The sequence below is a fragment of the Microcoleus sp. D2_18a_B4 genome, from assembly GCF_036702475.1.
In the GTDB taxonomy this organism is placed as follows: domain Bacteria; phylum Cyanobacteriota; class Cyanobacteriia; order Cyanobacteriales; family Microcoleaceae; genus Microcoleus.
Window position 1 is genome coordinate 47,433 of record NZ_JAUBTL010000016.1, and the last position, 25,754, is coordinate 73,186.

19 protein-coding genes are annotated in these 25,754 nt (G+C 45.7%); 16 read left to right on the top strand and 3 right to left on the bottom strand.

The window, feature by feature from the left end; all coding sequences use genetic code 11:
* Positions 1 to 461 precede the first annotated feature (461 nt).
* From QUB04_RS12095 to QUB04_RS12150, 12 genes are all read left to right on the top strand, one after another.
* The gene (locus tag QUB04_RS12095) at positions 462 to 1,778 is read left to right on the top strand and encodes an ABC transporter substrate-binding protein (RefSeq protein ID WP_333284462.1); all 1,317 of its coding nucleotides are present in this window, start codon (positions 462 to 464) and stop codon (positions 1,776 to 1,778) included.
* Between the two features lie 189 nt (positions 1,779 to 1,967).
* Positions 1,968 to 2,876, top strand: a complete 909-nt coding sequence (locus QUB04_RS12100) for a sugar ABC transporter permease (RefSeq protein WP_333284464.1) — start codon at positions 1,968 to 1,970, stop codon at positions 2,874 to 2,876.
* 71 nt (positions 2,877 to 2,947) lie between these two features.
* Positions 2,948 to 3,811 (top strand): carbohydrate ABC transporter permease, encoded by an 864-nt coding sequence (locus tag QUB04_RS12105; protein ID WP_333284466.1) that lies wholly within the window; start codon positions 2,948 to 2,950, stop codon positions 3,809 to 3,811.
* A gap of 131 nt (positions 3,812 to 3,942) precedes the next feature.
* Positions 3,943 to 5,025 carry an ABC transporter ATP-binding protein gene (locus tag QUB04_RS12110; protein ID WP_333284468.1) on the top strand — a complete coding sequence of 361 codons (1,083 nt, stop codon included), beginning with the start codon at positions 3,943 to 3,945 and terminating at the stop codon, positions 5,023 to 5,025.
* Between the two features lie 333 nt (positions 5,026 to 5,358).
* Positions 5,359 to 5,709 carry a hypothetical protein gene (locus QUB04_RS12115; protein ID WP_333284469.1) on the top strand — a complete coding sequence of 117 codons (351 nt, stop codon included), beginning with the start codon at positions 5,359 to 5,361 and terminating at the stop codon, positions 5,707 to 5,709.
* Positions 5,710 to 6,080: 371 nt separating this feature from the next.
* Positions 6,081 to 6,518, top strand: coding sequence for a DUF3574 domain-containing protein (locus tag QUB04_RS12120; protein ID WP_333284471.1), 438 nt, complete (start codon positions 6,081 to 6,083; stop codon positions 6,516 to 6,518).
* Positions 6,519 to 6,680: 162 nt separating this feature from the next.
* Positions 6,681 to 6,884 carry a hypothetical protein gene (locus QUB04_RS12125; RefSeq protein ID WP_333142935.1) on the top strand — a complete coding sequence of 68 codons (204 nt, stop codon included), beginning with the start codon at positions 6,681 to 6,683 and terminating at the stop codon, positions 6,882 to 6,884.
* Between the two features lie 575 nt (positions 6,885 to 7,459).
* A complete protein-coding gene (locus tag QUB04_RS12130) occupies positions 7,460 to 8,689 on the top strand; it encodes an RNA-guided endonuclease TnpB family protein (protein ID WP_333284473.1) in 1,230 nt (409 codons plus the stop codon).
* Between the two features lie 71 nt (positions 8,690 to 8,760).
* On the top strand, positions 8,761 to 9,273 hold the full coding sequence (locus tag QUB04_RS12135; RefSeq protein WP_333142934.1) for a hypothetical protein: 513 nt from the start codon (positions 8,761 to 8,763) through the stop codon (positions 9,271 to 9,273).
* Positions 9,274 to 9,548: 275 nt separating this feature from the next.
* Positions 9,549 to 11,573 carry an ABC transporter ATP-binding protein gene (locus tag QUB04_RS12140; protein ID WP_333284475.1) on the top strand — a complete coding sequence of 675 codons (2,025 nt, stop codon included), beginning with the start codon at positions 9,549 to 9,551 and terminating at the stop codon, positions 11,571 to 11,573.
* Between the two features lie 775 nt (positions 11,574 to 12,348).
* Complete coding sequence (locus tag QUB04_RS12145; protein ID WP_333284477.1) at positions 12,349 to 17,052, top strand: PAS domain S-box protein; 4,704 nt, start codon at positions 12,349 to 12,351, stop codon at positions 17,050 to 17,052.
* Between the two features lie 201 nt (positions 17,053 to 17,253).
* Positions 17,254 to 18,552 carry a cytochrome P450 gene (locus QUB04_RS12150; RefSeq protein WP_333284480.1) on the top strand — a complete coding sequence of 433 codons (1,299 nt, stop codon included), beginning with the start codon at positions 17,254 to 17,256 and terminating at the stop codon, positions 18,550 to 18,552.
* A 309-nt stretch (positions 18,553 to 18,861) separates the two neighbouring features.
* Here QUB04_RS12150 and QUB04_RS12155 read toward each other — a convergent pair whose 3' ends face one another.
* Positions 18,862 to 19,467, bottom strand: a complete 606-nt coding sequence (locus QUB04_RS12155; RefSeq protein WP_333284482.1) for a chorismate lyase — start codon at positions 19,465 to 19,467, stop codon at positions 18,862 to 18,864.
* A 210-nt stretch (positions 19,468 to 19,677) separates the two neighbouring features.
* Here QUB04_RS12155 and QUB04_RS12160 point away from each other — a divergent pair, with 210 nt between their 5' ends.
* Positions 19,678 to 21,297: an NAD(P)/FAD-dependent oxidoreductase gene (locus QUB04_RS12160; RefSeq protein WP_333284484.1), complete on the top strand. Its 1,620-nt coding sequence runs from the start codon at positions 19,678 to 19,680 to the stop codon at positions 21,295 to 21,297.
* A gap of 211 nt (positions 21,298 to 21,508) precedes the next feature.
* Here the strand turns inward: QUB04_RS12160 and QUB04_RS12165 are convergent, their stop codons facing one another.
* The gene (locus QUB04_RS12165; RefSeq protein WP_333056857.1) at positions 21,509 to 22,060 is read right to left on the bottom strand and encodes an acireductone dioxygenase; all 552 of its coding nucleotides are present in this window, start codon (positions 22,058 to 22,060) and stop codon (positions 21,509 to 21,511) included.
* Positions 22,061 to 22,286: 226 nt separating this feature from the next.
* On the opposite strand from QUB04_RS12165, the gene QUB04_RS12170 reads away from it, so the two are divergent.
* The 3 genes from QUB04_RS12170 to QUB04_RS12180 all read left to right on the top strand — a co-directional run bounded on the left by QUB04_RS12170 (position 22,287) and on the right by QUB04_RS12180 (position 24,876).
* Entirely contained in the window at positions 22,287 to 23,252 is a 966-nt protein-coding gene (locus QUB04_RS12170; protein ID WP_333284555.1) for a M48 family metallopeptidase, read from the top strand.
* Between the two features lie 404 nt (positions 23,253 to 23,656).
* Positions 23,657 to 24,082 carry a DUF4359 domain-containing protein gene (locus tag QUB04_RS12175; RefSeq protein ID WP_333284486.1) on the top strand — a complete coding sequence of 142 codons (426 nt, stop codon included), beginning with the start codon at positions 23,657 to 23,659 and terminating at the stop codon, positions 24,080 to 24,082.
* A gap of 233 nt (positions 24,083 to 24,315) precedes the next feature.
* Positions 24,316 to 24,876, top strand: coding sequence for a TerD family protein (locus tag QUB04_RS12180; protein WP_333284488.1), 561 nt, complete (start codon positions 24,316 to 24,318; stop codon positions 24,874 to 24,876).
* Positions 24,877 to 25,095: 219 nt separating this feature from the next.
* Here QUB04_RS12180 and QUB04_RS12185 read toward each other — a convergent pair.
* Positions 25,096 to 25,754 (bottom strand): glycosyltransferase (locus QUB04_RS12185; RefSeq protein ID WP_333284490.1); only part of this gene is annotated, 659 nt, incomplete at its 5' end.

A 25,754-nucleotide genomic window follows, 5' to 3' on the forward strand; every position in this document is an offset into this window, starting at 1 on the left:
ATAGATGTCTACTTAACTTCCCTTCCAGCAACTTAAATCAAAATGTGCACTCTTCACTCAAGCATTATTAAGTAAGCTAAAGTTTACGTGAACAAACCTGACGGTCAACTGAGTACAGTTAGACCGCAGGCTTCTTTTTCCTTTTTTTCAAAGGCTTTTTATAGTGAGGTAGTTCCACCCCCACTTGCTAATATAGTATCAGAGTATTTCCCGATCATCTTGGGGTGTAAAAGAATAATTGTCGCTTTGGGTACCTACACCCGACGCTTCTTTCCATCACGCGGGCGTAATTTATTCGGGCTACGGGGCGCAGCGCTCAGATTAATCCCCTCTAAATATACCGAGGGACTTCCCGGCTGGTAGTTAAACTTTTATTGCAAAAACTCGCTAAATCCAGCGAAACAAAAGAAAGCGAGTTATGAGAGAAATAAGGCGATCGCACCGCCATTCCTCAAAAGCAAATGCAAAAAATAAATTCCCCGCAGCAACGAAGCCAGAAGCGCCCCCGTCTTTTAGCCTTATTCGCTGTCACATTAGCCACCGTCTTACTTTTATTTATTCTGCCGGCACTGACTCAACAGCCAGTCGTGCTCACCATGTTAATGCAAGGCCAAGACATTACAAACTGGAGACCCTTTGTCAAAGAATTTGAACAGAAAAACCCCGACATTCGCATCAACCTCATAGAAGGGCCTTTTGACACAAACCTCATAGAAAATCTTTACACATCTGCCTTTCTTTTAGGCGAATCGCCCTACGACATCATCAACATGGATATTGTCTGGGTTCCCAAATTTGCAGCCGCAGGTTGGGTAAGGGATTTGACAGACAAAATTCCCCCCGAACAACTATCAAAATTCATCCAAGGTAACGTCGAAGGCGGGCGGTATCGAGGCAAACTTTACCGAATTCCCCACGCTTCCGATGCCGGAATGCTTTATTACCGCAAAGACATTTTAGAACAAGCGAAAATTCCAGCGCCGAAAACCTTTGAAGAGATGGTAAAAATATCTCAAAACTTGCAGAAACAGGGAAAAGCAACTTGGGGTTATCTGTGGCAAGGTAAACAATACGAGGGAGTATCTGCGATGTTTGTCGAAGTGCTCTCCGGTTTCGGCGGCTTTTGGGCAAACCCGCAAACTTTTGAAGTTGGGCTAGATAAACCGGAGGCAATTAAAGCAGTGGAATTTCTCAAAAATACGATCGCCTCTGGCATTTCTCCTCCGGGTGTAACCACCTACGGCGAAGAAGAAACCAGGCTTTTGTTCCAAAACGGTAAAGCGCTATTTTTGCGAAACTGGCCGTATGTTTGGAAGCTGGCAAATGCCGAAGGATCGAATGTTAGAGGCAAAATTGCGATCGAGCCAATGCTCAGCAGTACGGCTAAAACAGGCGGTTCCTGCTTGGGTGGCTGGGGCTGGGGAATTGCCAAAACTTCAAAACATCCAGAACAAGCCTGGAAAGCAATTCAGTACCTTACCAGCGAGGAAACCCAGCGCAAATTTATTTTAGAAACCGGTTTAATTCCTAGTTACAAATCCCTATTTACCAACAAAGAAATAGTCGCCAAATATCCCCACTACCCGCAACTGCTAAAAGTAGTGGAACGGCCAGCTTTGCGCCCGCCCATAGCACAATACGCTCAAGCTTCTGATATTTTGCAGCGCTATTTGAGCTCAGCTTTTACTGGGAGAATGAGTGCAGAACAAGCAATGAAAGCTGCCGCTAGCGAAACTCGCAATTTATTAGGCAGTTTGAAACAACCCCAAGCTTCGTAAATTTGACATCTTGCCTCTGTCAGAAACAGGCAAGATGCCTGTTCCACAAAGAGTTAGAAACAGGCAAGATGCCTGTTCCACAAAGAGTTAGAAACAGGCAAGATGCCTGTTCCACAAAAAGTTAATTCAATTGTGGGGAGTAGGGGTTAGGCTTCTAGCCCGCCCCAAAATAAATTAAAGGTGAACAAGATGCAATTAGACAAGATGCGACAGCGCGAACAAAAAACCGGATGGATATTAGTAGCACCAGCTTTGATAATTCTGATGCTAGTATTTGCTTACCCAATATTGCGCGCTTTTTGGCTGAGTTTATTCACTCAAAACCTCGGTACAGAATTAAAACTGGTTTTTTCGGGTTTTGCTAACTACAGTCGAATGTTAGGTGACGGGCGTTTCTGGCAAACTTTAGGCAACACCACAGTATTTACTGTCGCCTCTGTTGTGCTGGAATTAATTCTCGGTATGGGCATTGCCTTAGTCTTAAATCAATCTTTCGCAGGGCGCGGCATTGTTCGCACAATCTCCTTGCTACCTTGGGCGCTGCCCACTGCATTGATGGGAGTAGCTTGGGCGTGGATTTTTAATGACCAATACGGCGTAATTAACGACATTTTGAGGCGATTAGGATTGATTCAAAATAGCATTAGCTGGCTGGGAGATCCGACTTTGGCAATGATGGCAGTGATTACAGCGGATGTGTGGAAAACGACGCCCTTTGTCAGCTTGCTTTTGCTAGCGGGATTGCAATCGATTCCCGGTGATTTATACGAAGCACACGCGATTGACGGCGCTAGTAGCTGGCAGAGTTTCCGTCAAGTTACTGTGCCCCTGTTGATGCCCCAAATTGTGATTGCTATGCTGTTTCGATTTGCCCAAGCTTTCGGCATTTTTGACTTGATTCAGGTGATGACGGGAGGGGGGCCGGCGGGGGCAACGGAGACGGTTTCTATCTACATTTACAGCACGGTAATGAGGTATTTAGACTTTGGGTACGGGGCGGCTTTGGTGGTGTGTACTTTTTTGCTGTTAGTGGCAGCAGTTGCGATCGCCGCTTACCTGTTATCGAGAGCCCGCACCAATGCAGCCGGAGGAAACTAAGACGATTTTAGATTGGGGATTTTAGATTTTAGATAACCCACAGTTGCACATTTATTTGATTGGTATAAATTATGTCGATCGCCCGCGAACAAGCTACCAAAAAAACCTTTAACATTCGGCAATTAATCTTGCCAATCTCAGCGCTCTTAATTGTTGCATATTTCCTCGCACCAATCCTCTGGCAAGTGCTAACTTCTTTCAAAGTAAATGCGGATATTTCGGCGATTCCAAACGTGTACATTCCCACACGAATTACTTTCGAGCATTACCTGTCGCTGTTCCAGCGCCGCCCGTTTGCACTTTACATTTTAAATAGCGCTTTTGTTTCGATTACTTCAACATTGCTGTGTTTAGCAGTAGGTGCTCCCGCAGCTTACGCTTTAGCCAGGTTGCGGCTGTGGGGCGAGAGAATCATCCTGGCAACTGTGACGATTGTAACGCTATTTCCGGCGGTGCTGCTATTTTTGGGACTGCTGGAAATTGTCAAAGCTTTGGATTTAGGCAATAATTATTTAGCATTAATTATTCCTTACACTGCGATCAATCTGCCGCTGACAATTTTGGTGATGCGAAGTTTCTTTCAACAATTGCCAAAAGATTTGGAAGATGCCGCTAAAGTTGACGGATACAACACTTTTCAAATGCTGTGGCAAATCGTGCTACCGATGACATTCCCAGCGTTAGTCACAACCGGAATTTTGACGTTTATTTCAGCTTGGAACGAGTTTATTTTTGCACTGACATTTATGACTCGCGAATCTCTAAAAACAATCCCCGTCGCCACGGCTCAACTCAGCGGGGTGTCAGTATTTGAGATTCCTTACGGGCCGATCGCCGCAGCTACCGTTTTGGGAACTTTGCCCTTGGTTTTGCTAGTTTTGGTGTTCCAGCGACGCATTGTTCAGGGTTTAACTGCGGGGGCTGTAAAAGGATAAATCGATTTTAGATTTTAGATTTTAGATTTTAGATTGAACTGGTTCCTAGGCTGTGCCTGGGAACGAGTCAAACAACACAGTCAACAGTCAACAGTCAACAGTCAACAGTCAACAGTCAACACTTTAAAATCATGGCAAAATTGCAACTAAAAAACCTCAATAAAACCTACAGCCCTAAAGTAGTTCCCGTAAAAGACATTAGTTTGGATGTCAGCGAAGGAGAATTTCTGACTTTGTTGGGGCCGTCGGGGTGTGGCAAATCTACGACGCTGCGATTAATTGCAGGGTTGGAACAGCCGACTAGGGGCGAGATTAGAATTGGCGATCGCAATGTCACTTATCTCAGACCGGGCGATCGCGATATTGCAATGGTTTTTCAAAGTTACGCGCTTTATCCGCACATGACAGTATACGAGAATATGGCATCGAGCCTCAAACTTCGCAAAGTCTCCTCCAGCGAAATCAACCGGTTAGTGACAGAAGTTGCAACATCCCTCGGATTGACGGAATTAATCGATCGCAAACCAGGAAAACTATCAGGCGGACAGCGGCAGCGAGTCGCCCTCGGCCGCGCTTTAGTGCGCCAACCGGAAGTATTTTTGCTCGACGAACCTTTGAGCAATCTCGACGCATTATTACGAGAAAAAGTTAGGGCTGAACTCAAACAATTGTTTTCCTCTCAAAAAGCTCCTGTAGTTTACGTCACTCACGACCAAACCGAAGCAATGACGCTTTCTACAAAAGTCGCAGTTCTCAACAGCGGCAGCGTCCAGCAGCTAGATCCGCCACACTTAATTTATACTCGTCCGGCAAATCAGTTTGTAGCCGGTTTTGTGGGCAGCCCGCAAATGAATTTGCTAGTGCTTAAATGCCAGGGCAATTTTGCTGTGTTGGGGGATTTTCGAGTTCCACTCCCAAATATACCTACTGTGCCGCCAGAAATTGTGTTAGGAATTCGCCCGGAACACGTCGGCTTTGCAGATGCAGAGGCCGGCAATATGTCGGCCCCCGAGGCAATTAAAGGTGAGGTTTTTTTAGTGGAAAACTTGGGGATGCAAAATTTAGTTAGCGTCCGAGTTAAAGGTTTGGAGTCAGTAACAGTGCGGGCTTTGCTGCCAAATGACCGCCACTGGAATTCCGAAATTGTAGAGCTGGTTTTTGGGCCTCAGTTGCTGCACTGGTTTGACGTGAAAACGGGCGATCGCTTGCAATAAGAATTTGCCCTGCAGAGCATGATTGATTAAAAATTGTCTAACCCTGTGCTGAAAAATATTTTTTTTGCTTCTAACTAAGTTATGACTTTAGTTAGAGGTAAAACTCTTTTGCTGCTGTTAAGGTGATATTCATGTGTGAAAAAGCTAATTGGCTGACAGATAGGTGGCGTGTTTACCAGATTTTATCGCTAACCTATAACTCTATTTAGGTGGTTAATCGCAAGTTAAAGCTAAGTTGGCTCTACCTCGCATTAGCTGCTAATTTGGGAGCCAGTCTATTAGATGAAAAAATGTTCAAAAATATCACCAATAAACTTAGGGAGTATGACCCAGATGAATTTGATTTCCACAGCCATTGCTCGCATCAGTTCCCTGCTTAAGGGCTTTCAAATCAAGAGTTTTTTGAGTGTTGTCCTAGTCGGTTTTCTGCTGCTAACAACAAATGTTGATTCCGGAAGCAGTAACAAAGGTTTTGGCGCGCAAGCCAGCTCAAAGGCTGATCTAAACAATCCTGAAAGACCCCAAACAACACGGGAATGGAGGCAAGAAGCTCGCGAAACCTCAGACTCTCCGGGCGAACGAGTTCAGAAGATTGGGCAAGAGGCAGGAGCAGCCGTGAAAGAATTCGGGGAGATGTATCAAGACACTGCTAAGAGAAGTATCCGCGAATTAAAGGATAACTAGCTCCCACTAAAAAAATATAACACTGAGAAACCTCATTGCTGTCGGGGCGCAGCCAAGAGTGCTCGCCCTTCCGGGTTTCTGAACACCTGAAAAGTTTGACGTTTAAAATAGGTTGAGCTACTCAATAGGACAGACGCAATCAAGTAGGCGATCATAAATAAACTAGAACAGATGCTCAAAAACCCAGTTTCACCTGAGAAACTGGGTTTTTGAGTTGGAAGTCTTTTATGTTAAATTAAATCAAATTTGCGTTAAAAACCCGTTGATCAGACTCGGTGGTTAAAACTGAGATATTGCAGTATTCTCAATCAGCATTTCAAGGGCACGCTAGAAACAACGGCCCACAATATAGAATTTCCGCGTAATTCCTGATGAATAAACATCTTAACAGTCTTTGCTTGACCTGCCTGCTGTTCATCCTGCCTGTTTGTCCTGCGACAATTGCCCACGCTCAACTTCCCGAAACTTCGGATACTAATGCCAAGCAAACAAATCTCCTCAAAGATGAACTGTATTTTGGCTTAACAAAACCTGGAGGCGAGACCATTTCTGAATCCGAATGGCAGGAGTTTGTCAAGGCGGTTATTACCCCTCGCTTTCGGGAAGGGCTAACCGTATTAGAGGGCTCCGGGCAGTTTCTCAACAGTTCTGGAATTCTGATTAGAGAAAACTCTAAAATAGTTATTTTAATTTATGAAAGTAGTCCGGCCAAGAATCAAGCTATTCATGAAATTATCGAAACTTACAAGCACACTTTCCAGCAGGAGTCAGTGTTGCGGGCAACCAGCGAAGTTAAGGTTTCTTTCTGATCCGGTCATCGAATCAGCGTATTTATGATATTATTTGTGGTAATCAAGGTCATACCCTCAAAGATAAGTAGGGTGCGGGTGCAAGCAAAATCATAATTTTTGGGTATCGATCGCACACTGCAAAAAATCGCTAGAAAAACCTGCCCGGGAGAAAACAAAAACATGATGAACGACGGCAACCAAAAAGCTGAAGCGCCTGAAAGCGAGGATGCACAAAATTTGTCCGGCATGGCGAAAGCTTTTATTGTGAGCATGGCTTGGTCTTACGCAGAGGCATTGGAGCGCATGAAACGATCGCGAAATCCACAGGAAGCCGCGCCGGAATCTCCGACAGAACAAGTCGAACCCGATACTGAAAAAAATTAATGAAAGACTATTAATGCGATCGATTTGCCAAACTATCTGGGAGTGCGATCGAACGCAATAGTCAATTAGCTGTTTTGAGTGAAGAACAATCTACTCAGAACAGCGAACTGTGCAGCTTAAGCCGAATTTGTATTGGATTTTACAATAAAAAAAACTGAAAGCCCCGTGACCAAGAATTTCTTGATGGTACAAGCCCTCGGATTTATCCGTGGAATCAATCCAAAATCTAAAATCTAAAACCCTCAACCCCCCGAATTTATCCGTGGGGTCAATCCAAAATCTAAAATCTAAAATCTAAAATCGAATGACCCTTCAACAAGCTCAGGAAAAGCTTTAGTCCGGGGATGACAACTGCGTTGCAGGTTGGAACCTCAACCTATATCTATCCCTAAAAGGGATTTAACTTTTGAGGGGGTTTGGGGGAGCGATAAGTCCCACGCTGTACCCGTTGGGTCAGCGTTGGGGTACATGGACTCCCCCAAGCAAATTTTATTCGGTCAAACAGGCGTAAAATTTGCCCACTCAGTTGAGTTTTTATCAGCAATGTATATAATGCTAACAGTCGCTGAGAAGTAATGCAGCATCAAGCCGTCAAAGTTAGACTGTATCCGACAATTGAACAACAAACGATACTAGCTCAGCACTTTGGCTGTTGCCGTTGGTGGTGGAATTACGCACTCAATATGTGTATTGAAACCTACAAATCCACGGGTAAAGGCTTGACTCAAGTTGCGTTAAACAAACTCCTGCCCAACCTTAAAAAACAAGAAGAAACACAATGGTTGTCTGAGTGTTATTCTCAGGTTTTGCAAGCGACTACGCTCAACTTGGTAACTGCTTACAAGAACTTTTTTGAGTCGAGAGCTCAATACCCTAGATTCAAAGCAAAGAAAAATAGGCAATCAATCCAGTACCCGCAATCAGTGAAACTTGTTGACGACTTTCTCAAGTTTCCCGGTCGTGTCGGCACTGTCAAAGCCAAGCTACATCGACCGATTGAGGGAACTATCAAAACCGTAACTGTAAGTGTTACTCCTTCAGGGAAATACTATGCCTCTGTGCTGACAGAACTAGAAGGAGATAAACCAGTTGCTTGCACCGATGGAAAAGTAGCCGGAATTGACCTAGGGTTGAAAGATTTTGCGATTGTCAATGATGGTATCAAGACATCCAAGTACCCTAATCCAAAGCCTTTAGCAAAACACCAGCGCAACCTCAAAAGAAAACAGAAAAAACTAGCCAGAAAGGAGAAAGGAAGCAAGTCAAGAGACAAAGCCAGGAAACTGGTGGCTAGGGTTCACGAACGAATTAGCAATGTCCGCCAAGACTACTTGCATAAGCTGTCAAGAAAGCTTGTTGACGATAACCAAGTCATCGTAGTCGAAAACCTTCACGTTAAGGGCATGGTTCGTAATCACAAACTAGCTCAAGCAATTTCTGATGTAGGTTGGGGAATGTTTGTCAATTTCTTGCATTACAAACTAGACCGCGAAGGTAAAGTGTTAGTAGAGATTGACCGATGGTTCCCTAGCTCGAAACTCTGCTCAAATTGTCACTATCAGGTGAATGAAATGCCATTAGGTGTTAGGGTATGGACTTGCCCTAGTTGTGGTACTCATCACGATAGAGATGGCAACGCTGCAACCAATATCAGAGCAGAAGGAATCAGGATGCTATCGGTCTTGGGAACCAGGACTGCTGCTGATGGAGGGGATGTGAGCCCGAAACTGGGACGCAAGTCCAAGTTGACGCAATCCCCGTTGAAGTCAGAAGCTCACGCTGTACCGCAGGTCAGCGCTGGGTAGTTCACACTAAATAAAGTACGGTTTTACCGCTACAGTGTACAAAACAAATAACCAATTTTTAGATCGGTCTCATGTCTAATTCAAAAATGATTGGTAAAGCGATCGCAGGTGGCCTTTGCTTCGGCATCCTCGCCAGCTTCACCGCTTCACACGGCCCCGCATCCGCAGCAGCACCAATAATTGCCCAAGAAACAGCAGCCCCGGCCGCTAGCAGCATCGACCAGCAACTCCTAGGCCAATGGCAAGGCACAGTCGCCTCCGGTCAGTCTTTCACCTTCGTCTTTGCCCCAGAAGGCAAATTGTTTCTCATGGCGAAAGGCCCCGACGGAGCCGCCCGCGCCAAAGAAATGAGGTACAAAGTTAATCTCGGTGAAAAACCGATGCACATTGATGTCGGCCTCAGCAGCACAGAAACCGTTCAGACTGTTTTTGAATTGACTCCCGAAGGTCAAATGCGGCTTCAGTTGCAAGGCACTAATCCCGGACAGGCCAGACCTAATTCCTTAAACGAGCAGGCAACCGTGTTTAAAAAGGTCTCCGAGGCCACTGCACTGCCTGCTGACACTCAAATCATCGGTTTTTGAGGAAAATTGCAGGCAGAAGGCACTTATCGCAATTGTCAATTATTGAGTCAGGTACTGATTGGGATTTTCGATTTTCGATTTTCGATTGGGGAATTGGTAAGAAAGCCGGCGAGTACCTCACCTGATTGAGAGCCGCTATCTATAACTAGCCCTGAGTTTTCAGATTGCCACGCTTCGCGAGGATCGAAGCAATCTTAAAACTTTCCCCGTGCCTTCTGCCTTCCACAGGCCCTGCTACAATCCACTTAATCTCCATTTAACTGCCATAGACCTCCATGAGTGAAACCGTCCTAGAAGTTCGCAACCTGCGGGTTCAATTTCAATCTACAGACGCAGGCGATGCGTCTGCAACCGTCAAAGCGGTTGACGGCATTTCGTTTGAGGTCAAGCGAGGGCAAACTCTGGGCATCGTGGGAGAGTCGGGGTCGGGAAAATCGGTAACATCCCTGGCTGTTATGGGTTTGCTTTCGAGTTCGTCAACGAAAATCGATGGCGAAATTTGGTTTTATTCGACAAAAGACGGCGCTAGCAATGGGCCTGTGAATCTGCTGGAAATGCCGGACAGGGAAAAACAAACATACCGCGGCAGCCAGATTGCGACGATTTTTCAAGAGCCGATGAGTTCGCTAAATCCCGTTTATACGATCGGATTTCAACTCACAGAAGCCATTTGTTTGCACCAACAGGTGTCGCAGACAGAAGCGCGGCGCCAAGCTGCTTCTCTGCTGCAAGAAGTGAAGCTGCTACCGGGCGACGATGAGCTCAGGCAGCGGTGTTTGGCTTTGCGGCAAGAAGCGGTTCGGGAGGACGATCGCGATTTGATGCAGCTCGTCAACGGCCAAAAACAAGCTATGCTCGATCGCTATCCCCACGAACTCTCAGGCGGTCAAATCCAGCGCGTGATGATTGCAATGGCCATTTCTTGCAATCCAACTTTATTAATTGCTGATGAACCTACCACGGCTTTGGACGTAACCGTGCAGGCAACAATCTTAGCTTTGCTGCGGGAGTTGCGAGACTCTAGAGGCATGGCAATGATTTTTATTACCCACGATTTGGGCGTCATTGCTGAAATTGGCGATACGGTGGCGGTGATGTACCGAGGCAAGATTGTTGAGTGCGGTGCGATCGAACAAATTTTCAGCAATCCCCAACATCCTTACACAAAAGGTCTGTTAGCTTGCCGCCCAACTCTCGATCGGCAAAGGCGCCGCTTGCCGACAGTTTCCGATTTTATGGATGTCACCACAAATGCTAGCGGCGAATTAGTAATTGTCGAGAAAAATGCCGATTTAGACGGCGACAACAGCGGGGGAAATCCCGCTTTTGCAACCGGAAAACCGCCTCGGCTGCCGAATATTTCCGAGCCTTTGCTAGCTGTTGATAACTTGCGAGTCGGTTTTCCGGTGCAGGGAATGTTTGGCGAAACTAAACGCTTATTTATGGCGGTAAACGATATTTCTTTTGAGGTTTACCCTGGCGAGACTTTGGGTTTGGTGGGCGAGTCTGGCTGCGGCAAATCAACTTTGGCGAGAGCTTTGCTGCAATTAATTCCCATCGCCAGCGGTAAAGTGTTTTTTGAAGGTCAAGAAATTACGCCTCCTGCGAAAAGTAGTTCGGCATCGCAGTGGATGGCTAATTATCGGATGAAAAAAGAGTACGATCGCAAATTGCGGTGGCTGCGGCGGGATCTGCAAATTATTTTTCAAGACCCTTTTAGTTCTCTCGATCCGCGCCTAAATGTTGGGGATGCGGTGATGGAACCGATGGTGATTCACCGCTTTGGTAAGAACCAGAAAGAACAGCGCGATCGCGCGGCTTATTTGTTGGATAGAGTGGGCTTAAATCCCGATTTTATGCGGCGCTACCCTCACGAGTTTTCGGGCGGACAGCGGCAGCGAATTTGTATTGCTAGAGCTTTGGCTTTGAATCCTAAGTTTATTATTTGCGATGAGTCGGTTTCGGCATTAGATGTGTCGGTGCAGGCGCAAGTTTTAAATTTGCTGAAGGAGTTGCAAACAGAGTTTGGACTGACTTATATTTTTATTTCTCACGATTTGAGCGTGGTCAAGTTTATGAGCGATCGCGCGATCGTCATGAACAAAGGTAAAATCGAGGAAATTGGCACTGCTGAGCGCATTTACCGCCAACCGCAGCAAGCTTACACGCGGCAACTCATAGCTTCTATTCCTGCGGGGAATTTGGAGCGAATTCGGCAACAGCAACTAGGCCGCAAATCTGCTTTGGGTGCTGTGGCGCCTTGGCCCCCATCGCCTGCTGATGAATCGCAACAAAATTGATATCTAGTGTTTTAAACTCGTATCAATTACCAATTGCCCGTTACCAATTACCAATTACTAATTAGCCCTGACGCGCGAACATAGGAGTGCAACGAAAAACTGCTACGAAGATTTTTTTCCTTTTATCTTCACAAATCAGCCGTTTATCTTAATTTTAACTTCATAATTTATGCTCAAATTCAACCTGTTTGAACTTGACTAATATTCCGGGCTGTTTAACCCACAGCCAGGGATCTCCACGCTATTTTCCTACATCCAACGCGGTCATTCCGGGACGCAAAAAGTGGTATAACACGCTACTATAAGGCGCCAAGCTGCTTCAGGCGAACCCTACATAATTAGGTTCTACGTCCAGGATTAGCTAGATTAGGCCAAATGTCCAATGACTAACAGCAATATGTAGCGTAGTATTATAGATAAACTCTCTCTATAGCAATCCTAAATCATTTGCATAATTATTGTAGGGGCAATCCGACCCCTACTCCCCGTGGTTGCCCGATAGATAGGGGGTAGGCAAAGAAAGGCACTACCCTATAAATTTATCTGAATCATTTAGGATTGCTATATGAGTCGGAAAAAGTAGAAAATGCCCACCCCAGCTAAAAAGAGATTGCTCGCTAATTCCGTAAATACACTTAATTCTATGGTCGGGTTGCGTAGATTTAGGCAAATTTTAAAATGCTAGATTTCGCAAGCTAGGAAAATATTACAATATTTAAACAGCTTTATTGTAATTTTGGCTCACCACAGGTAAAACGGGATCAAAAGTAAAAAAATGAAATCTTCTGTTCGTATCGAAGAATCAAAAAGCACTAAATTATCGAACTTACTACAGGTGTTGTGGACAAAAATTACGGCAGCAGTCACCAGAATAGAAAAGGCAGAAGGCAGCAAGGAGTATGAAAAAAAAATTAGCGTAGGGACGATCGCCCCTGGCAGTGTATTCTCAATTTGGATAATTGTACTGCTTGTCTTAAACGGGTGGCTCGTAGCTGGCAGCGGTGATAATTTCTACGATAGCCAAGTCGCCCTGGGATTTTTGGGAATAGCAAGTATTGTCTTTTTGGCGGTATCGGGGCGCTTAAAAACCTCTTGGGCCCTAGCGGGAAGCGATCGTCCATCCAGCGAACCCAACGGGGGCGATCGCTTTTTTAGCCTCTCGCTAGATATGCTGTGCGTCATTGGTTTTGATGGTTATTTCAAACGCATCAACCCAGCAGCAGAAAAAATCCTCGGCTATTCCGAAGCCGAAATGATTGGCCAACTCTTCATTGAATTCGTGCATCCAGACGATCGCGAAGCTACTATAAAACAAGCTGAAAGTATTGCTGCGGGGAATAATGCCGTTGGGTTTGAAAATCGCTGGCAGTGTCGAAACGGGTCTTACAAGTGGGTAGCCTGGACAGTTAGCCCTTTCTGCGAGGAAGAATTGATGTATGGTATCGGCCGCGAAATTACCGATCCCAAACTCGCCCAACAGTCCCTCCAGCAAAGCAATTCTATTTTGCGATCGGTGATTGAAAGTACGCCGGATGTCATTTTTGTCAAGGACATTCAAGGTCGCTACACGATCGCTAACTCCGTTGCTGCTGACTGGCTCTCAACATCGGTGGAGGCAATAATCGGCAGCGACGATACAAATTTATTTCCCCCAGAAATAGCCCAGCAAATTATCGAAGCAGACCGCAGGATCGTGACAACGGGAGAATATTTAAATTATGAAGAAATTGTACCCAAAAATGGCGAAAATCGGACGTTACTAACAACAAAATGCCCTTGGAAAGACGCCGAAGGAAATATTATCGGCGTAGTTGGCGTATCTCGCGACATCAGCGATCGCAAAGAAATAGAAGCAGCGGTACTAGAGAGCAACATCCTGTTTGAAAACGTAATCGAAAGTACAGGCGACAGCATTTTTGTCAAAGATACTCAGAGCCGGTACCTATTGCTCAATTCTACGGCTGCGGGCATTATTGGTTTGCCAAAATCAGAAATTATTGGCAAAAAGGATGCAGAATTATTTCCGCCGGAGATTGCAGATATGCTGGTGGAAAATGACCGCCGGATATTGCAATCTGGTATTGAGGAAACGATCGAGGAAGTAGTAAAAGATAGCGAGGGCAACATCCTGAGACTTCTTTCTAGCAAAAGTCCTTTGCGCGATCGAGCTGGAAACATCACGGGTGTAGTGGGAGTTGCTCGCGATATTAGCGATCGCAAAAAAGCAGAAGCAGCGCTGCAAGAAAGCCAGCGTTTTATCGAACAAATTGCCAATGCTACTCCGAATATTCTCTATCTCTACGACGAGATCGAGCAGCGAAATGTGTACAACAACCGCGAAATCACTGTCGCACTGGGCTATACCGTCGAAGAAGTTCAAAAAATGGGCAGCAGTCTGTTGCGAACCATTATCCACCCTGATGATTTAGCTAAATTTCCCGAATATTTGCAGGAATTGGAAACTGCTCCCGACGGCGAAGTTGGTGAGTACGAATACCGGGTGCGCGACAAAAAAGGCTGTTGGCGCTGGCTAGTCAGCCGGGAAATTGTGTTTAGCAGAACAGAGGAGGGAAAAATTAAGCAGCGTCTCGGTGCTGCTACGGACATTACAGAGCGCAAAATAGCAGAACAAGCTTTAGCAGAACAATTAAAACTTTCTTTATTCACAGCAGATGTGGGAATTGGTCTAACTCAAAACCAGACTTTGCTTGCAACTTTGCAATATTGCGCCGATGCAGTTGTGCGCCATTTGGATGTTGCCTTTGCTCGGATTTGGACGTTGAATGAAGAGGAAAATGTATTGCAACTGCAAGCAAGCGCGGGGATATATACTCATATTGACGGCGCTCACAGCCGCATTGCTGTCGGCGAGTTCAAGATTGGTTTAATCGCCCTGGAGCGACAACCTCACATCACTAATTCTGTGCAAGAAGATCCTCGCATCAAGGACAAAAAATGGGCCTCACGAGAAGGAATGGTGGCTTTTGCTGGATATCCGCTAATTGTTGACAATCAGTTGCTGGGAGTAATAGCGATGTTTGCTCGTCACGAGTTGAACGAATCAACGCTGATTGCTTTGGCCTCAAGTGCCGATACGATCGCCCTGGGGATTAAGCGCAAACAAACAGAAGTTGCTCTCGCCACACAAAAGCAAACTTTGAGGGCAATTATTGACAACGCTCCGATCTGGGTATGGATGGCAAATGCTAGCGGGCGGATGTTATTAGTTAACAAAACTTTCTGCGAAGATGTGGCTATACCTGAATCAAGATTTTTAGCAGCCTCTCACTATTCCGAAGTTTTGGGCTTAGAACAATCTGCTAACTGCATGGCATCTGACGCGCAAGCGTGGAGCCAAGATATTCCATGTTATACGGAAGAAATTATAGAGCTTACTGATGGTGAATATCACCAGTTTGACACAATTAAAACTAAGGTCAAAGATGATTGTGGTAACGCGATCGGCTTAATCGGTTTGGGTTTGGACGTTACCAAACAAAAAGAAGCTCAAAGACAGTTGCAAAAGTCGGAAGCGAGATTCCGCAAATTAGCGGAGCAGGAAGCGCTGCTGAACCAGCTAGCTAGCAATATCCGCGAATCTCTGGATTTAGATACTATTTTAGCAACAACCGTGCAGCAAATTCGCGACTTGCTGCAACTCGATCGCTGTCAGTTTATCTGGTATTTACCCGACGCTTCGCCGCCGGTTTGGAATGTGAGATACGAGGCAAAGAATGCCGATTGGCCCTCGCGTTTGGGTTTATATCCTGTCGAGCCAACTGCTTCTATCGCTGAGCGGATTGCCAATTTGGAAATAATTCAGATCGACGATGTTGAGGCATTAACCGATCCAGCCGAACGGGAATTTTTAATGTCTGTAGGACTCAATTCTCTGCTGGACATTCCCCTTCAAACACAGTCGGGTCAAATTGGCGCGATCCTCTGCGGTGCTTGCAGCGGGGTGCGGCTGTGGAGAGACGAAGAAGTGGAACTGTTAATGGCAGTAGGAACTCAATTGGCGATCGCCATTAATCAAGCCGAACTTTACGAAAAATCTCGCCTCGCCGCCGCCGAATCAAAAGCAGCAGCAATGCAGCAAAAATTGCTCAACCAGCTAGGCAGTCAAATCCGCGCTTCTCTAGATTTAGATACTATCTTGGCAACAACTGTGCGGCAAATTCGCGACTTGCTGCAACTCGATCGCTGCCTGTTTATGTGGTATACGCCCGATGCCGAGACGCCCGCTTGGGATATCGTCCATGAAGCTAAAAATGATGACTTGCTCTCGCTTTTGGGTTATTACCCTGCTGAGGTAACGGGGACGCTGGCGCAAAAGATAGCTAATTTGGAAATGTATCAAATAGATGATGTGGCAACTTTCAGCGATCCAGTAGAAAGGGAATTCTTTTTACAGGTGGGTTACAAGTCTGTCTTGGATTTTCCGGTTAAGAGTGCAGGAGGTTTAACTGGAGTTGTTGGCTGCACTTCTTGCCGCGAGGTGCACAGGTGGACCAAAGACGAAGTGGAGTTGCTATCGGCAATTTGCGATCAATTGTCGATCGCCATCAGTCAAGCGGAACTCTACACTAAAAGCGTTGATTCAGCCCGGATAGCGCAAGAACAAGCAGCCAAACTCGAAGTAACTCTGTGCGAACTTAAGCTTGCTCAAACTCAGCTCGTGCAGGCCGAAAAAATGTCGAGTCTCGGTCAGATGGTAGCAGGAATTGCCCACGAAATCAATAACCCGGTTAGCTTTATCTTCGGCAATCTTACCTACACAGAAGAATACGCCAGCAACTTGATGAAACTGGTGCAAATGTATCGAGATGAATACCCGGAAGCTTCTCCAGCGATTCAGGAGGAAATAGAAGTTTTAGAACTGGATTTTGTGCTAGAGGACTTGCCGAAAATGCTGTCTTCTATGCAGGTGGGAGCTACTCGCATCCGGGATATCGTGCGGAGTTTGCGGAATTTCTCTCGCCTTGATGAATCTGACATGAAAAAGGTTAACATTCACGAAGGCATCGACAGCACATTGATGATTTTAGAACACCGTCTGAAAGTTCAGCCAGATCGCCCCGCAATTCAACTCGTTAAAGAATACGGACAATTGCCACTGGTGGAGTGCTACGCTGGACTGTTGAATCAAGTGTTTATGAATATTATCGCTAACGCTATTGACGTTTTACAAGAATCGCTTGAAAATCCGGGAATTATCCGCATTCGTACAGAGGTAAAAGGTAGTCTCGCTGTGATTAGAATTTCTGATAACGGTGCAGGTATGACAGATCAAGTCAAGCAGCGGATATTTGACCCGTTCTATACTACAAAACGGGTCGGTTCGGGAACGGGGATGGGTTTAGCGATTTCCCATTCAATTATTGTCGAAAAACATAAAGGTGAAATTAAGTGTTTCTCGGTGGTGGGAAAAGGCACTGAATTTATAATCGAAATTCCGATTAAAAGGACAGAAAGTTAAATGGGTTGGTCGGCAAAAAGACTAAGGTGCGTCAGTTGGAAAAACCACAAATTTTTGTAGTAACCTTAAGACTGACGCACCCTACAGGCTACACACAGAGAAAAGTTATTTTACCAGAAATTTGTCTGCTGCGTATTGCCCACCCTCCAACTAAAATTGATATGATATTAAAAATCTAAAATCTAAAATCTAAAATCTAAAATGGCATTACCTCCCGGCAGTTTCGGTTTACCCCTAATTGGCGATACTATCAACTTTTTGCAAGATTCCCAATTTGCCAAAAAACGCCACCAGCAGTACGGGCCCCTTTTCAAAACCAGCATTTTCGGACAGCCTACCGTGTTTGTGTGTGGCCAAGAGGCTAATTTGTTTGTTTTAAGCAATGAAAACCAATATTTTGCTGTGACTTGGCCTGCCAGCACGAAAGCGCTTTTAGGGCCACTTTCCTTGGCGTTGCAAACGGGTGCTAACCACCAAAATCGCCGCAAGTTGTTGTACCAAGCATTTGGGCCGCGAGCTCTGGCAGGCTACATCGGCGAGATGGAAGATATCACTCAGCGCTATTTGGAAAAATGGGCCAGAATGGAAACCATGACTTGGTATCCCGAACTGAGGAATTATACTTTTGATGTTGCGGGTAAGTTGTTAGTAGGGATTGATAATGGTTCGGAAACGGCGCTAGGACATTATTTTGAAACGTGGTGCAATGGTTTATTTTCCATTCCTTTAGATGTGCCTTGGAGTCAGTTTGGCAAGGCGAAAAAGTGCCGAAAGCTGCTGTTGGCAGAACTTGAAAAGATTATTATAGATCGCCAGCAAGGAACCCCTAGCGACAATGATGCTTTGAGTTTGCTGATTTCGGCTCGCGATGACGAGGGAAATAGTTTGAGTTTGGAGGAGTTAAAAGATCAAGTGCTGTTGCTGTTGTTTGCGGGACACGAAACTTTAACTTCGGCGATCGCCTCTTTTTGTCTTCTGCTAGCTCAAAATCCCGATGTGATGGCCAAAGTCCGCGCCGAACAGCAGCAGTTCCCCGCTACCGAACCGCTAACATTGGAACAGCTCAAAGAAATGACTTATTTAGAACAGGTGCTGCGAGAAGTGCTGCGGTTGGTTCCGCCAGTGGGAGGCGGCTTTCGGCAGGTAATTAATGCTTGCGAGTTCGGCGGCTACGAAATTCCCAAGGGTTGGATGGTACTTTATCAAATCAATCAGACGCATCAGGATAGCGCCGTTTATCCCGAACCCGATCGATTCGACCCCGATCGATTTAGCTCCGATCGATCGGCTAAACCGTTCAGTTACGTGCCATTTGGTGGAGGTTTGCGAGAATGTTTGGGCAAAGAATTTGCCCGGTTAGAGATGAAGTTATTTGCGGCAAAGATTGTTCGGGAGTTTGAATGGGAACTTTTACCGGATCAAGATTTGAATTTGATCACAGTACCGACTCCGCATCCCCGCGACGGTTTGCGAGTGAAATTTCGGCGGAACAATTCTTAAGAACAGGCAAGATGCCTGTTCCACAATCGGTAAATTTTCTTGTGGGGCGTTGCTCAGAGCAACGCCCTGAAAGCCACAAGATGCCTGTTCCATAATCGGATAAATTTTCTTGTGGGGAGTAGGGGTTGGGCTTCTAGCCCGCCCTGAAAGCCTTATTGATAATCGTGCAAGAACTCAATCTCAACTGAAATTTTGCACCATTATCAATAAGCTGTTTATGAACAGGCAAGATGCCTGTTCCACAAAGAGTGAATTTTCTTGTGGAACAGGCATCTTGCCTGTTCTTGATAATGGTGCAATATCTGAGTCTCAATCCACATCCAATTGCATCGGCCCCAAATACTTAGTTAAATAAGGAGAAAAAACCTCATAAATCAGAGTCAAGGGCTTACCATGATGCCAAAACAAATAGTGTCGCCCCCAAAAAGGCCCCGACTGTTCAAAAGCTGACTCCAAAGCCACCGAATTACCGCAATAAATGCCCTGCACATCGCGATACAATTCTGTCCGCAGCCTCGCTAAACTAGCCCAAATTGGCAAAGATTTATTTTGTAAATATTCATCTACATGACTCGCTTCCCACCAAGAAGTCGCATAGGCCAAGCGCTGTCCCGAAGCAGTCCGCAGCCACACTTGGCGGCGCAGGCGCGGCCCCGGAACGGCGACAAGTTGCTGGGGCGCGCCGTCTGCGTCTTCACCCACTAAAGACATATCGATCACATCTACTTCTGTGGGTTCCCCTGTCAGCAGTTGCAGATGACGGGTGGGGGAACCGTCACCCAGGAGCAGTATTTGCCACGCCGGTGCGAGCTTGGTGTGGGGCAAACCCTTCTGTACTGCGTCTTCGGCTCCTTGCCACAGGGGGTTGAGAGCGTGCCAGGTGCGGCTGTTTTTGGGTGTAAATGTTGCAGTCAAGGGTCTTTACAAAACTTAATTTTTTGTTTATTATAACGCTTCTTCAATTATCCACTCAAAAATTAAAAATTGATCGACCGAGGACGATCGCCCGTAGGATCTCCGGTTAAATAGTTATAATACTTCTGTTCGGGATTTTTATTCTTCTTTCTTCCTTCCTTCTTCCTCTTTCCTTCTTCCTTCTTCCTTCTTCCTTCTTCCTTCCACTATATGTTAAGAATAACCGAAATAAAACTCCCCCTAGATCATCCTCAAGATGCGATCGCCGATGCCCTTCTCAAAAAGCTGCAAATTCCCCCCGAAGAATTACTCGGCTATTCCATCTTCAAGCGCAGCTACGATGCTCGTAAAAAAGCAGAAATCCTCCTTGTCTATATTGTGGATGTAGAGACGACACAGGAAAAGCAACTTCTCCAACGCTTCAAAAAAGATCCTCATGTGATGGTAACACCAGACACGAGTTATCGCTATGTAGCCAAAGCCCCCAGCAATTTGACGATTCGCCCCATTGTGATTGGTACAGGGCCGTGCGGTATGTTTGCAGGTCTGATGCTGGCACAAATGGGGTTTCGTCCCATCCTTTTAGAACGCGGAAAAGCAGTGCGCGATCGCACGGTTGATACCTTTGGATTTTGGAAGAAAAAAGCAGAATTTAACCCAGAATCTAACGCCCAGTTTGGCGAAGGTGGTGCGGGTACTTTTTCCGATGGCAAACTCTACAGCCAAGTTAAAGATCCTCAGCATTATGGACGCAAGGTGCTGGCGGAACTTGTGAATGCGGGAGCTTCACCGGAAATTTTATATATTAATAAACCGCATATTGGCACGTTCAAACTGGTGGGAATTGTCCAAAGTATTCGCGCCCAAATTGAATCATTAGGCGGAGAAATTCGGTTTCAAACTCGTGTAGAAGATATCCACATCGAAAATGGAAAAGTGCAGGGACTTACCCTCGCCAGTGGAGAATATATTGCTAGTAATTATATAGTTCTGGCGGTGGGACACAGCGCCCGCGATACTTTTGAAATGTTGTTTTCGCGCGGGGTTTACATCGAGGCTAAACCTTTTTCCATTGGTTTTCGGGTGGAACATCCGCAGACTACGATCGATCGCTGTCGTTTTGGCGATCGCGCGGGCCATAAGCTTTTGGGTGCAGCCGATTACAAACTGGTTCACCATTGCCAAAACGGCCGTTCTGTATATAGTTTCTGTATGTGTCCCGGTGGTTTGGTAGTAGCGGCTGCGTCAGAACCGGGGCGACTTGTTACTAATGGGATGAGTCAATATTCTCGCAATGAACGCAATGCTAACAGCGGGATTGTGGTGGGTATCACGCCGGAGGATTATCCCGGTCATCCCTTAGCGGGAATTGAGTTTCAGCGTCGCCTAGAAGAACGGGCATTTGAGTTAGGAGGTGGCACTTACAACGCCCCTGGGCAGCTTGTGGGTGATTTTTTGGCGAATCGCCCTTCCACGGCGCTAGGCAGTGTGCAGCCGTCTTATACGCCGGGAGTTGTGATGACAGATTTGAGCGAAAGTTTGCCAGATTATGCGATCGCAGCTATCCGCGAAGCACTTCCGGCTTTTGACAAACAGATTAAAGGATTTGCGATGGATGATGCGGTTTTGACTGGTGTGGAAACGCGCACTTCTTCACCAATTCGGATTAAACGCAAGGAAGATTATCAAAGTTTGAATACAGAAGGTCTTTATCCTGCTGGGGAAGGTGCAGGATATGCGGGTGGAATCCTGTCGGCTGGGATTGATGGGATTAAGGTGGCGGAGGCGGTTGCTTTGAGCATATTGCAATCTTCAAACCACAAAATTTGATGCGGGATTTGAGGATTTTTAGATGATTGGAAGATTGCCGTCAACCGTCAACTGCCAACCGCCAACTGCGGGACTTACGCATCGAAACTCACATCTTGCATCATTCTCAAGAACAGGCAAGATGCCTGTTCCACAATAAAATTCACTCTTTGTGGAACAGGCATCTTGCCTGTTCATAAAAAGCTTATTGAGAATGGTGCAACATCTCTGTTCAAACAGCAGCTAAACGCGATCGAATTTCCGTATCGGTATACTCCGGCGTCCAGCCTTCTTTGGTGGTAAAATAGCGAACCGCTTTAATTTTCCGGGATGCTGTCAAATAAAACCAGTGTTCTGTATTCGCCGGCACGTTGATAAATTCTTCTGGCTGCACTGTGAGTTCGACTTGGCTGCCGTCGGGCCGCACGAAGCCGAAAATGCCTTCCCCTGCTACGATATAGCGGACTTCATCATCGGCGTGGATGTGGCACTTGTTGAATTTGGACAGCAAGGTGTCGAGGTTGGGAATGTCTGGGTGCAGTACAATTAAGTCGCGATCCTGATAGCCTGCACTTTCCGACAACTGTTGAAAGTAACTGTCGAGGGCTTGCAACACTTGCTCTTTTTGATTGTCGTCAAGAGCATCTTTAGCTAACAAATTTTGAATTTCAGCGCTGTCACCCACGGGCCAGCGGTTGAGTTGAATGTTTAAGGAAGCGAGTTCTCGGGTAATGTCGCTTTGTTGAGTGTAGGTTGTACCGTTTTCGAGTTGCAGGATAGCCATTTTTGCACGTTCCAATTTTTGGGTGAGGCGATACACAGGCACTGTGAAAGATGTTTGTCGATCGCGCCTGTACCAGAATCACAATTTTAACGCTAATTTGAACAGGCTTTCCGGCCTGTTCTACAACAGTTCAATATTTGTCAAGATAAGATTGATAAGTCAGGCGCCAGCTAGCACCCGCAGCGATGGCATTACTGATATCTTAAATGTAACTTTTGCAACAACTATGCCTACTTATACGGGAATTTCTAGCGAAGCATTTCAGCATCCCCTCGATCGCCAAGCTGAGGAAGCGTTACGCAGCGTGCCTGGATTTGACTTAATTGCCAGCAAATTTGTAGAATTTGTCTACGAACGACCGCAATTCGTTTACCTAATGGGAAATAGCATTCAAGTCGGGCCCCGCCAATATGCCAGCATTTATCATATATTTCGGGAGTGCTTGCAGGATTTAGATGTTTTTCCCGAACCGGGTTTGTTTGTTTCTCAGAATCCCTCAGTTAACAGCTATGCCCTGGGAAAAAACCAGCCTTATGTAGTATTAAACACTGGTCTTTTAGACTTATTGGAAGAGCCAGAAATTCGGGTAGTATTGGCTCACGAGTTGGGACACATTAAATGCGGTCATCCAACTTTAAATCAAATGGCGATGTGGGCGATGAGCGTCGCCTCGACAATTGGCGAGATGACTTTCGGGCTGGGAAATATGGTCGGTAGCGGTTTAATTTTCGCTTTTTACGAGTGGCGGCGCAAGGCGGAATTATCGGCAGACCGGGCGGCTTTGTTGGTGACGGATGACTTGAACAGTGTGATGAAGACGATGATGAAACTTGCGGGAGTTAGCAGTAAATATGCTGACCAATGCAGTTTGCAAGAATTTATCCGCCAGTCTGACAACTATCAAGAGCTCGATCGAGACAATCTCAACCAAGTGTATAAGTTTTTACTTTACAACGGCGGCCAAGGTGTGATGCTGAGTCACCCTTTCCCGGTGGAACGCCTGCGGTATTTGCGAGACTGGGCAAGTTCCGAGGAATACCGCCAAATTAAGCTGGGGAACTACAAGCGGGCTGTAGCTGAGGGTGCGGTTGATGTGAAGTCCCAAACGCCTAACAGCGAGACGGAGGCTTTGCGCCGTCAGATTGAAGAGTTGCAGCGGGAGATCGATCGGCAAAAATCAAAGCGAAACTAAGTTTAAATTCCTCGTCCCCAGGCTCCTCGTCCCCAGGCTCCTCGTCCCCAGGCTCTGCCTGGGGATGCACATCCAGAGGCTCTGCCTCTTCCAATCTAGGCTCCTCGTCCCCAGGCTCTGCCTGGGGATGCAGATCCAGAGGCTCTGCCTCTTCCAAAGCGAGGATCAGCGAGGCAGAGCCTCTGGATCTCGGTTCCCAGGCAGAGCCTAGGAACCAGCTAAATGTTTTGTTGAAGATTTACCGGATTTGAGGGAGGGGGAAACGTAAAAGGAAGGTAAACCAGTGAGAGACTTACTCGCAACTGGCCTCCAATCTAAAAACTGTCCCCTCCTTTCGGAAATCTGTTTCTGAGGAGGTGTAGTTTAAATCAAGAGAAGCTTATAAATCAACGGGGCTAAAAAAAATGAATATTGATAACGCAATGAATACTAACAAGCCAACTTCTAATTTTTTCGGCAATGTGGGAAAAGTGGCGCTCGCCCTGACTCTTCTGGCTGCCGGCATGGCATTTACAAATCCTGGGAGAGATCAATACCTAACTTATGCTTCCGGCGTACTCCAAAACGAGTTGGAAAGCACTGTGTGCAAAGATTCTCGCGTGCCGAAAGCTTTGGGCGGCATTACAGATACTTTGATCGGCAGTTGCAAGAATTTGCTGACTTCGCAGCGGGGCACGATCGAAAGCTTGCTCGACAATACAACGCAGCGTCAGAATTTAGGCGTTGTCAGCATTTATACAACTGAACTGGGCAAAAAAAGCTATCAAACGGTTGGAGCTTTTGGTAATTTTGTGACGCTGCCACCTAGTTCTGAAAATGCTCAAAATTAGAGTCAAATTAAGTTCAATTGCCGAAACCGGGTTTTTTAGAAAGCCCGGTTTTTGCTTACGTAATTCTCTCTCAGTAAATCTCAATAAATTCGGAGAGCAATAGCACATATTTTTAATTATGCCAACTATTAGAGACCAAATATTAAGTTTTCTTAAAGAAGAAAAGTTATTGTCCCACTTAATATTAACATTAACGCTATAAAGTTTGATGTTTAACAAATAAGCAGATGGCAATGCAATTAAGTAAGGGTGAGAGATTTAATATTTCTAAAGAAGCGCCCGGTTTAAAAAAAATGGCGATCGCCCTCGGTTGGCAGGTGACAGAGGCAGGACAAAGCTACGAGATAGATGTCTCGGCGTTTATGCTAGGTGCTGACGGCAAAATACCTAACGATAAATATTTTATCTTTTACAATAATTTGCAATCCTTTGACAGTTCGGTACTGCAATCGATTCCTGACAAAAACAACCGAAGTCAAGAAAATAAGACTATTTACGGCGTTATCTTAGAAAGAGTTAATCCTGAAATTGAGGAAATAACTTTTGTTGTCACTATTCACGAAGCAGATAAAATTAATGCAAATTTTAGCAATATCAAAAATGCTTTTATCAAAGTTTCCAATTTGGATACAAAAAGCGAACTGGTTCGCTATGAATTAAAAGAGAATTTTTCGCGAGAGACTGCTGTAGAATTTGGTCGTTTGTATAGAAAGAATGGAGAGTGGAGATTTCAGGCGGTAGGAGCAGGATATCAGGCAGGATTGCAGAGTTTTGTTGACAAGTATTGCAGCTAAAATAGCAGCGATGAAAAAATCTCGCCTGCAAGTTCTGATAGCAGCAGTACAAGAACTCGCAGCAGGCGAAGAAGCAGAAGGTAAATGGCTGTTGCATTAGTCAATATAGCAACCGCCAAGACGGTTAGGACGTTGTTAATGGCTGAAACGATTGATTTTATTGCTTCTTCCTTCTTCCTTATTCCTTCTTCCTGACATCCGTGACATCCGTTACATCCGTTACAGAATCCGTTGCCGAACTTCCTTCTTGCTTCTTCCTTCTGCTATAGATGACAAAATCTCCTGGTAAGCATCGATGGTTTGTTGGGCGATCGCCTCCCAATTATAATGCTTTTTTGCGTACTCTTGGCCGTTCAATCCCCGCCGTTGGCGCTCCTGTGGATTCAGAAGTGCTGATTTGATTGAATTGGCGATCGCCCCTACTTCCAGAGGCCCCACCCAACCAGCTTCTGCTTGCTGTATGTCTTCCGCAATATGTATGCGATCGGAAATGGCGACAGGTACACCGGCGGCCATCGCTTCTGCTACAGCAATGCCAAAGTTTTCGTAATAAGAAGGCAATACAAATAAGTCGGCTTTTGTCAATAGTTCAACTTTTAAATCACCGCTCACAAAGCCAGTTATTGTTGTGTATTTTGCTAAGCTTGAATTCTGAATTTGTACTTTAATTTGTGTTTCATAATCAGCATCTTGGGGATTTGAACCAGCTAAAATAAAGTGAAACTCTATGCCCAATGCCAAAATACTTTCTAATGCTGGAATTAACAAATCCAGCCCTTTTTTCGGTTCAATTCGCGACATAAATAAGATAATTGGCACTTGAGATTCTCGCAATCTCTTAGGAAACAAACCTGCTGTCACCCCCAATGGAATCACCA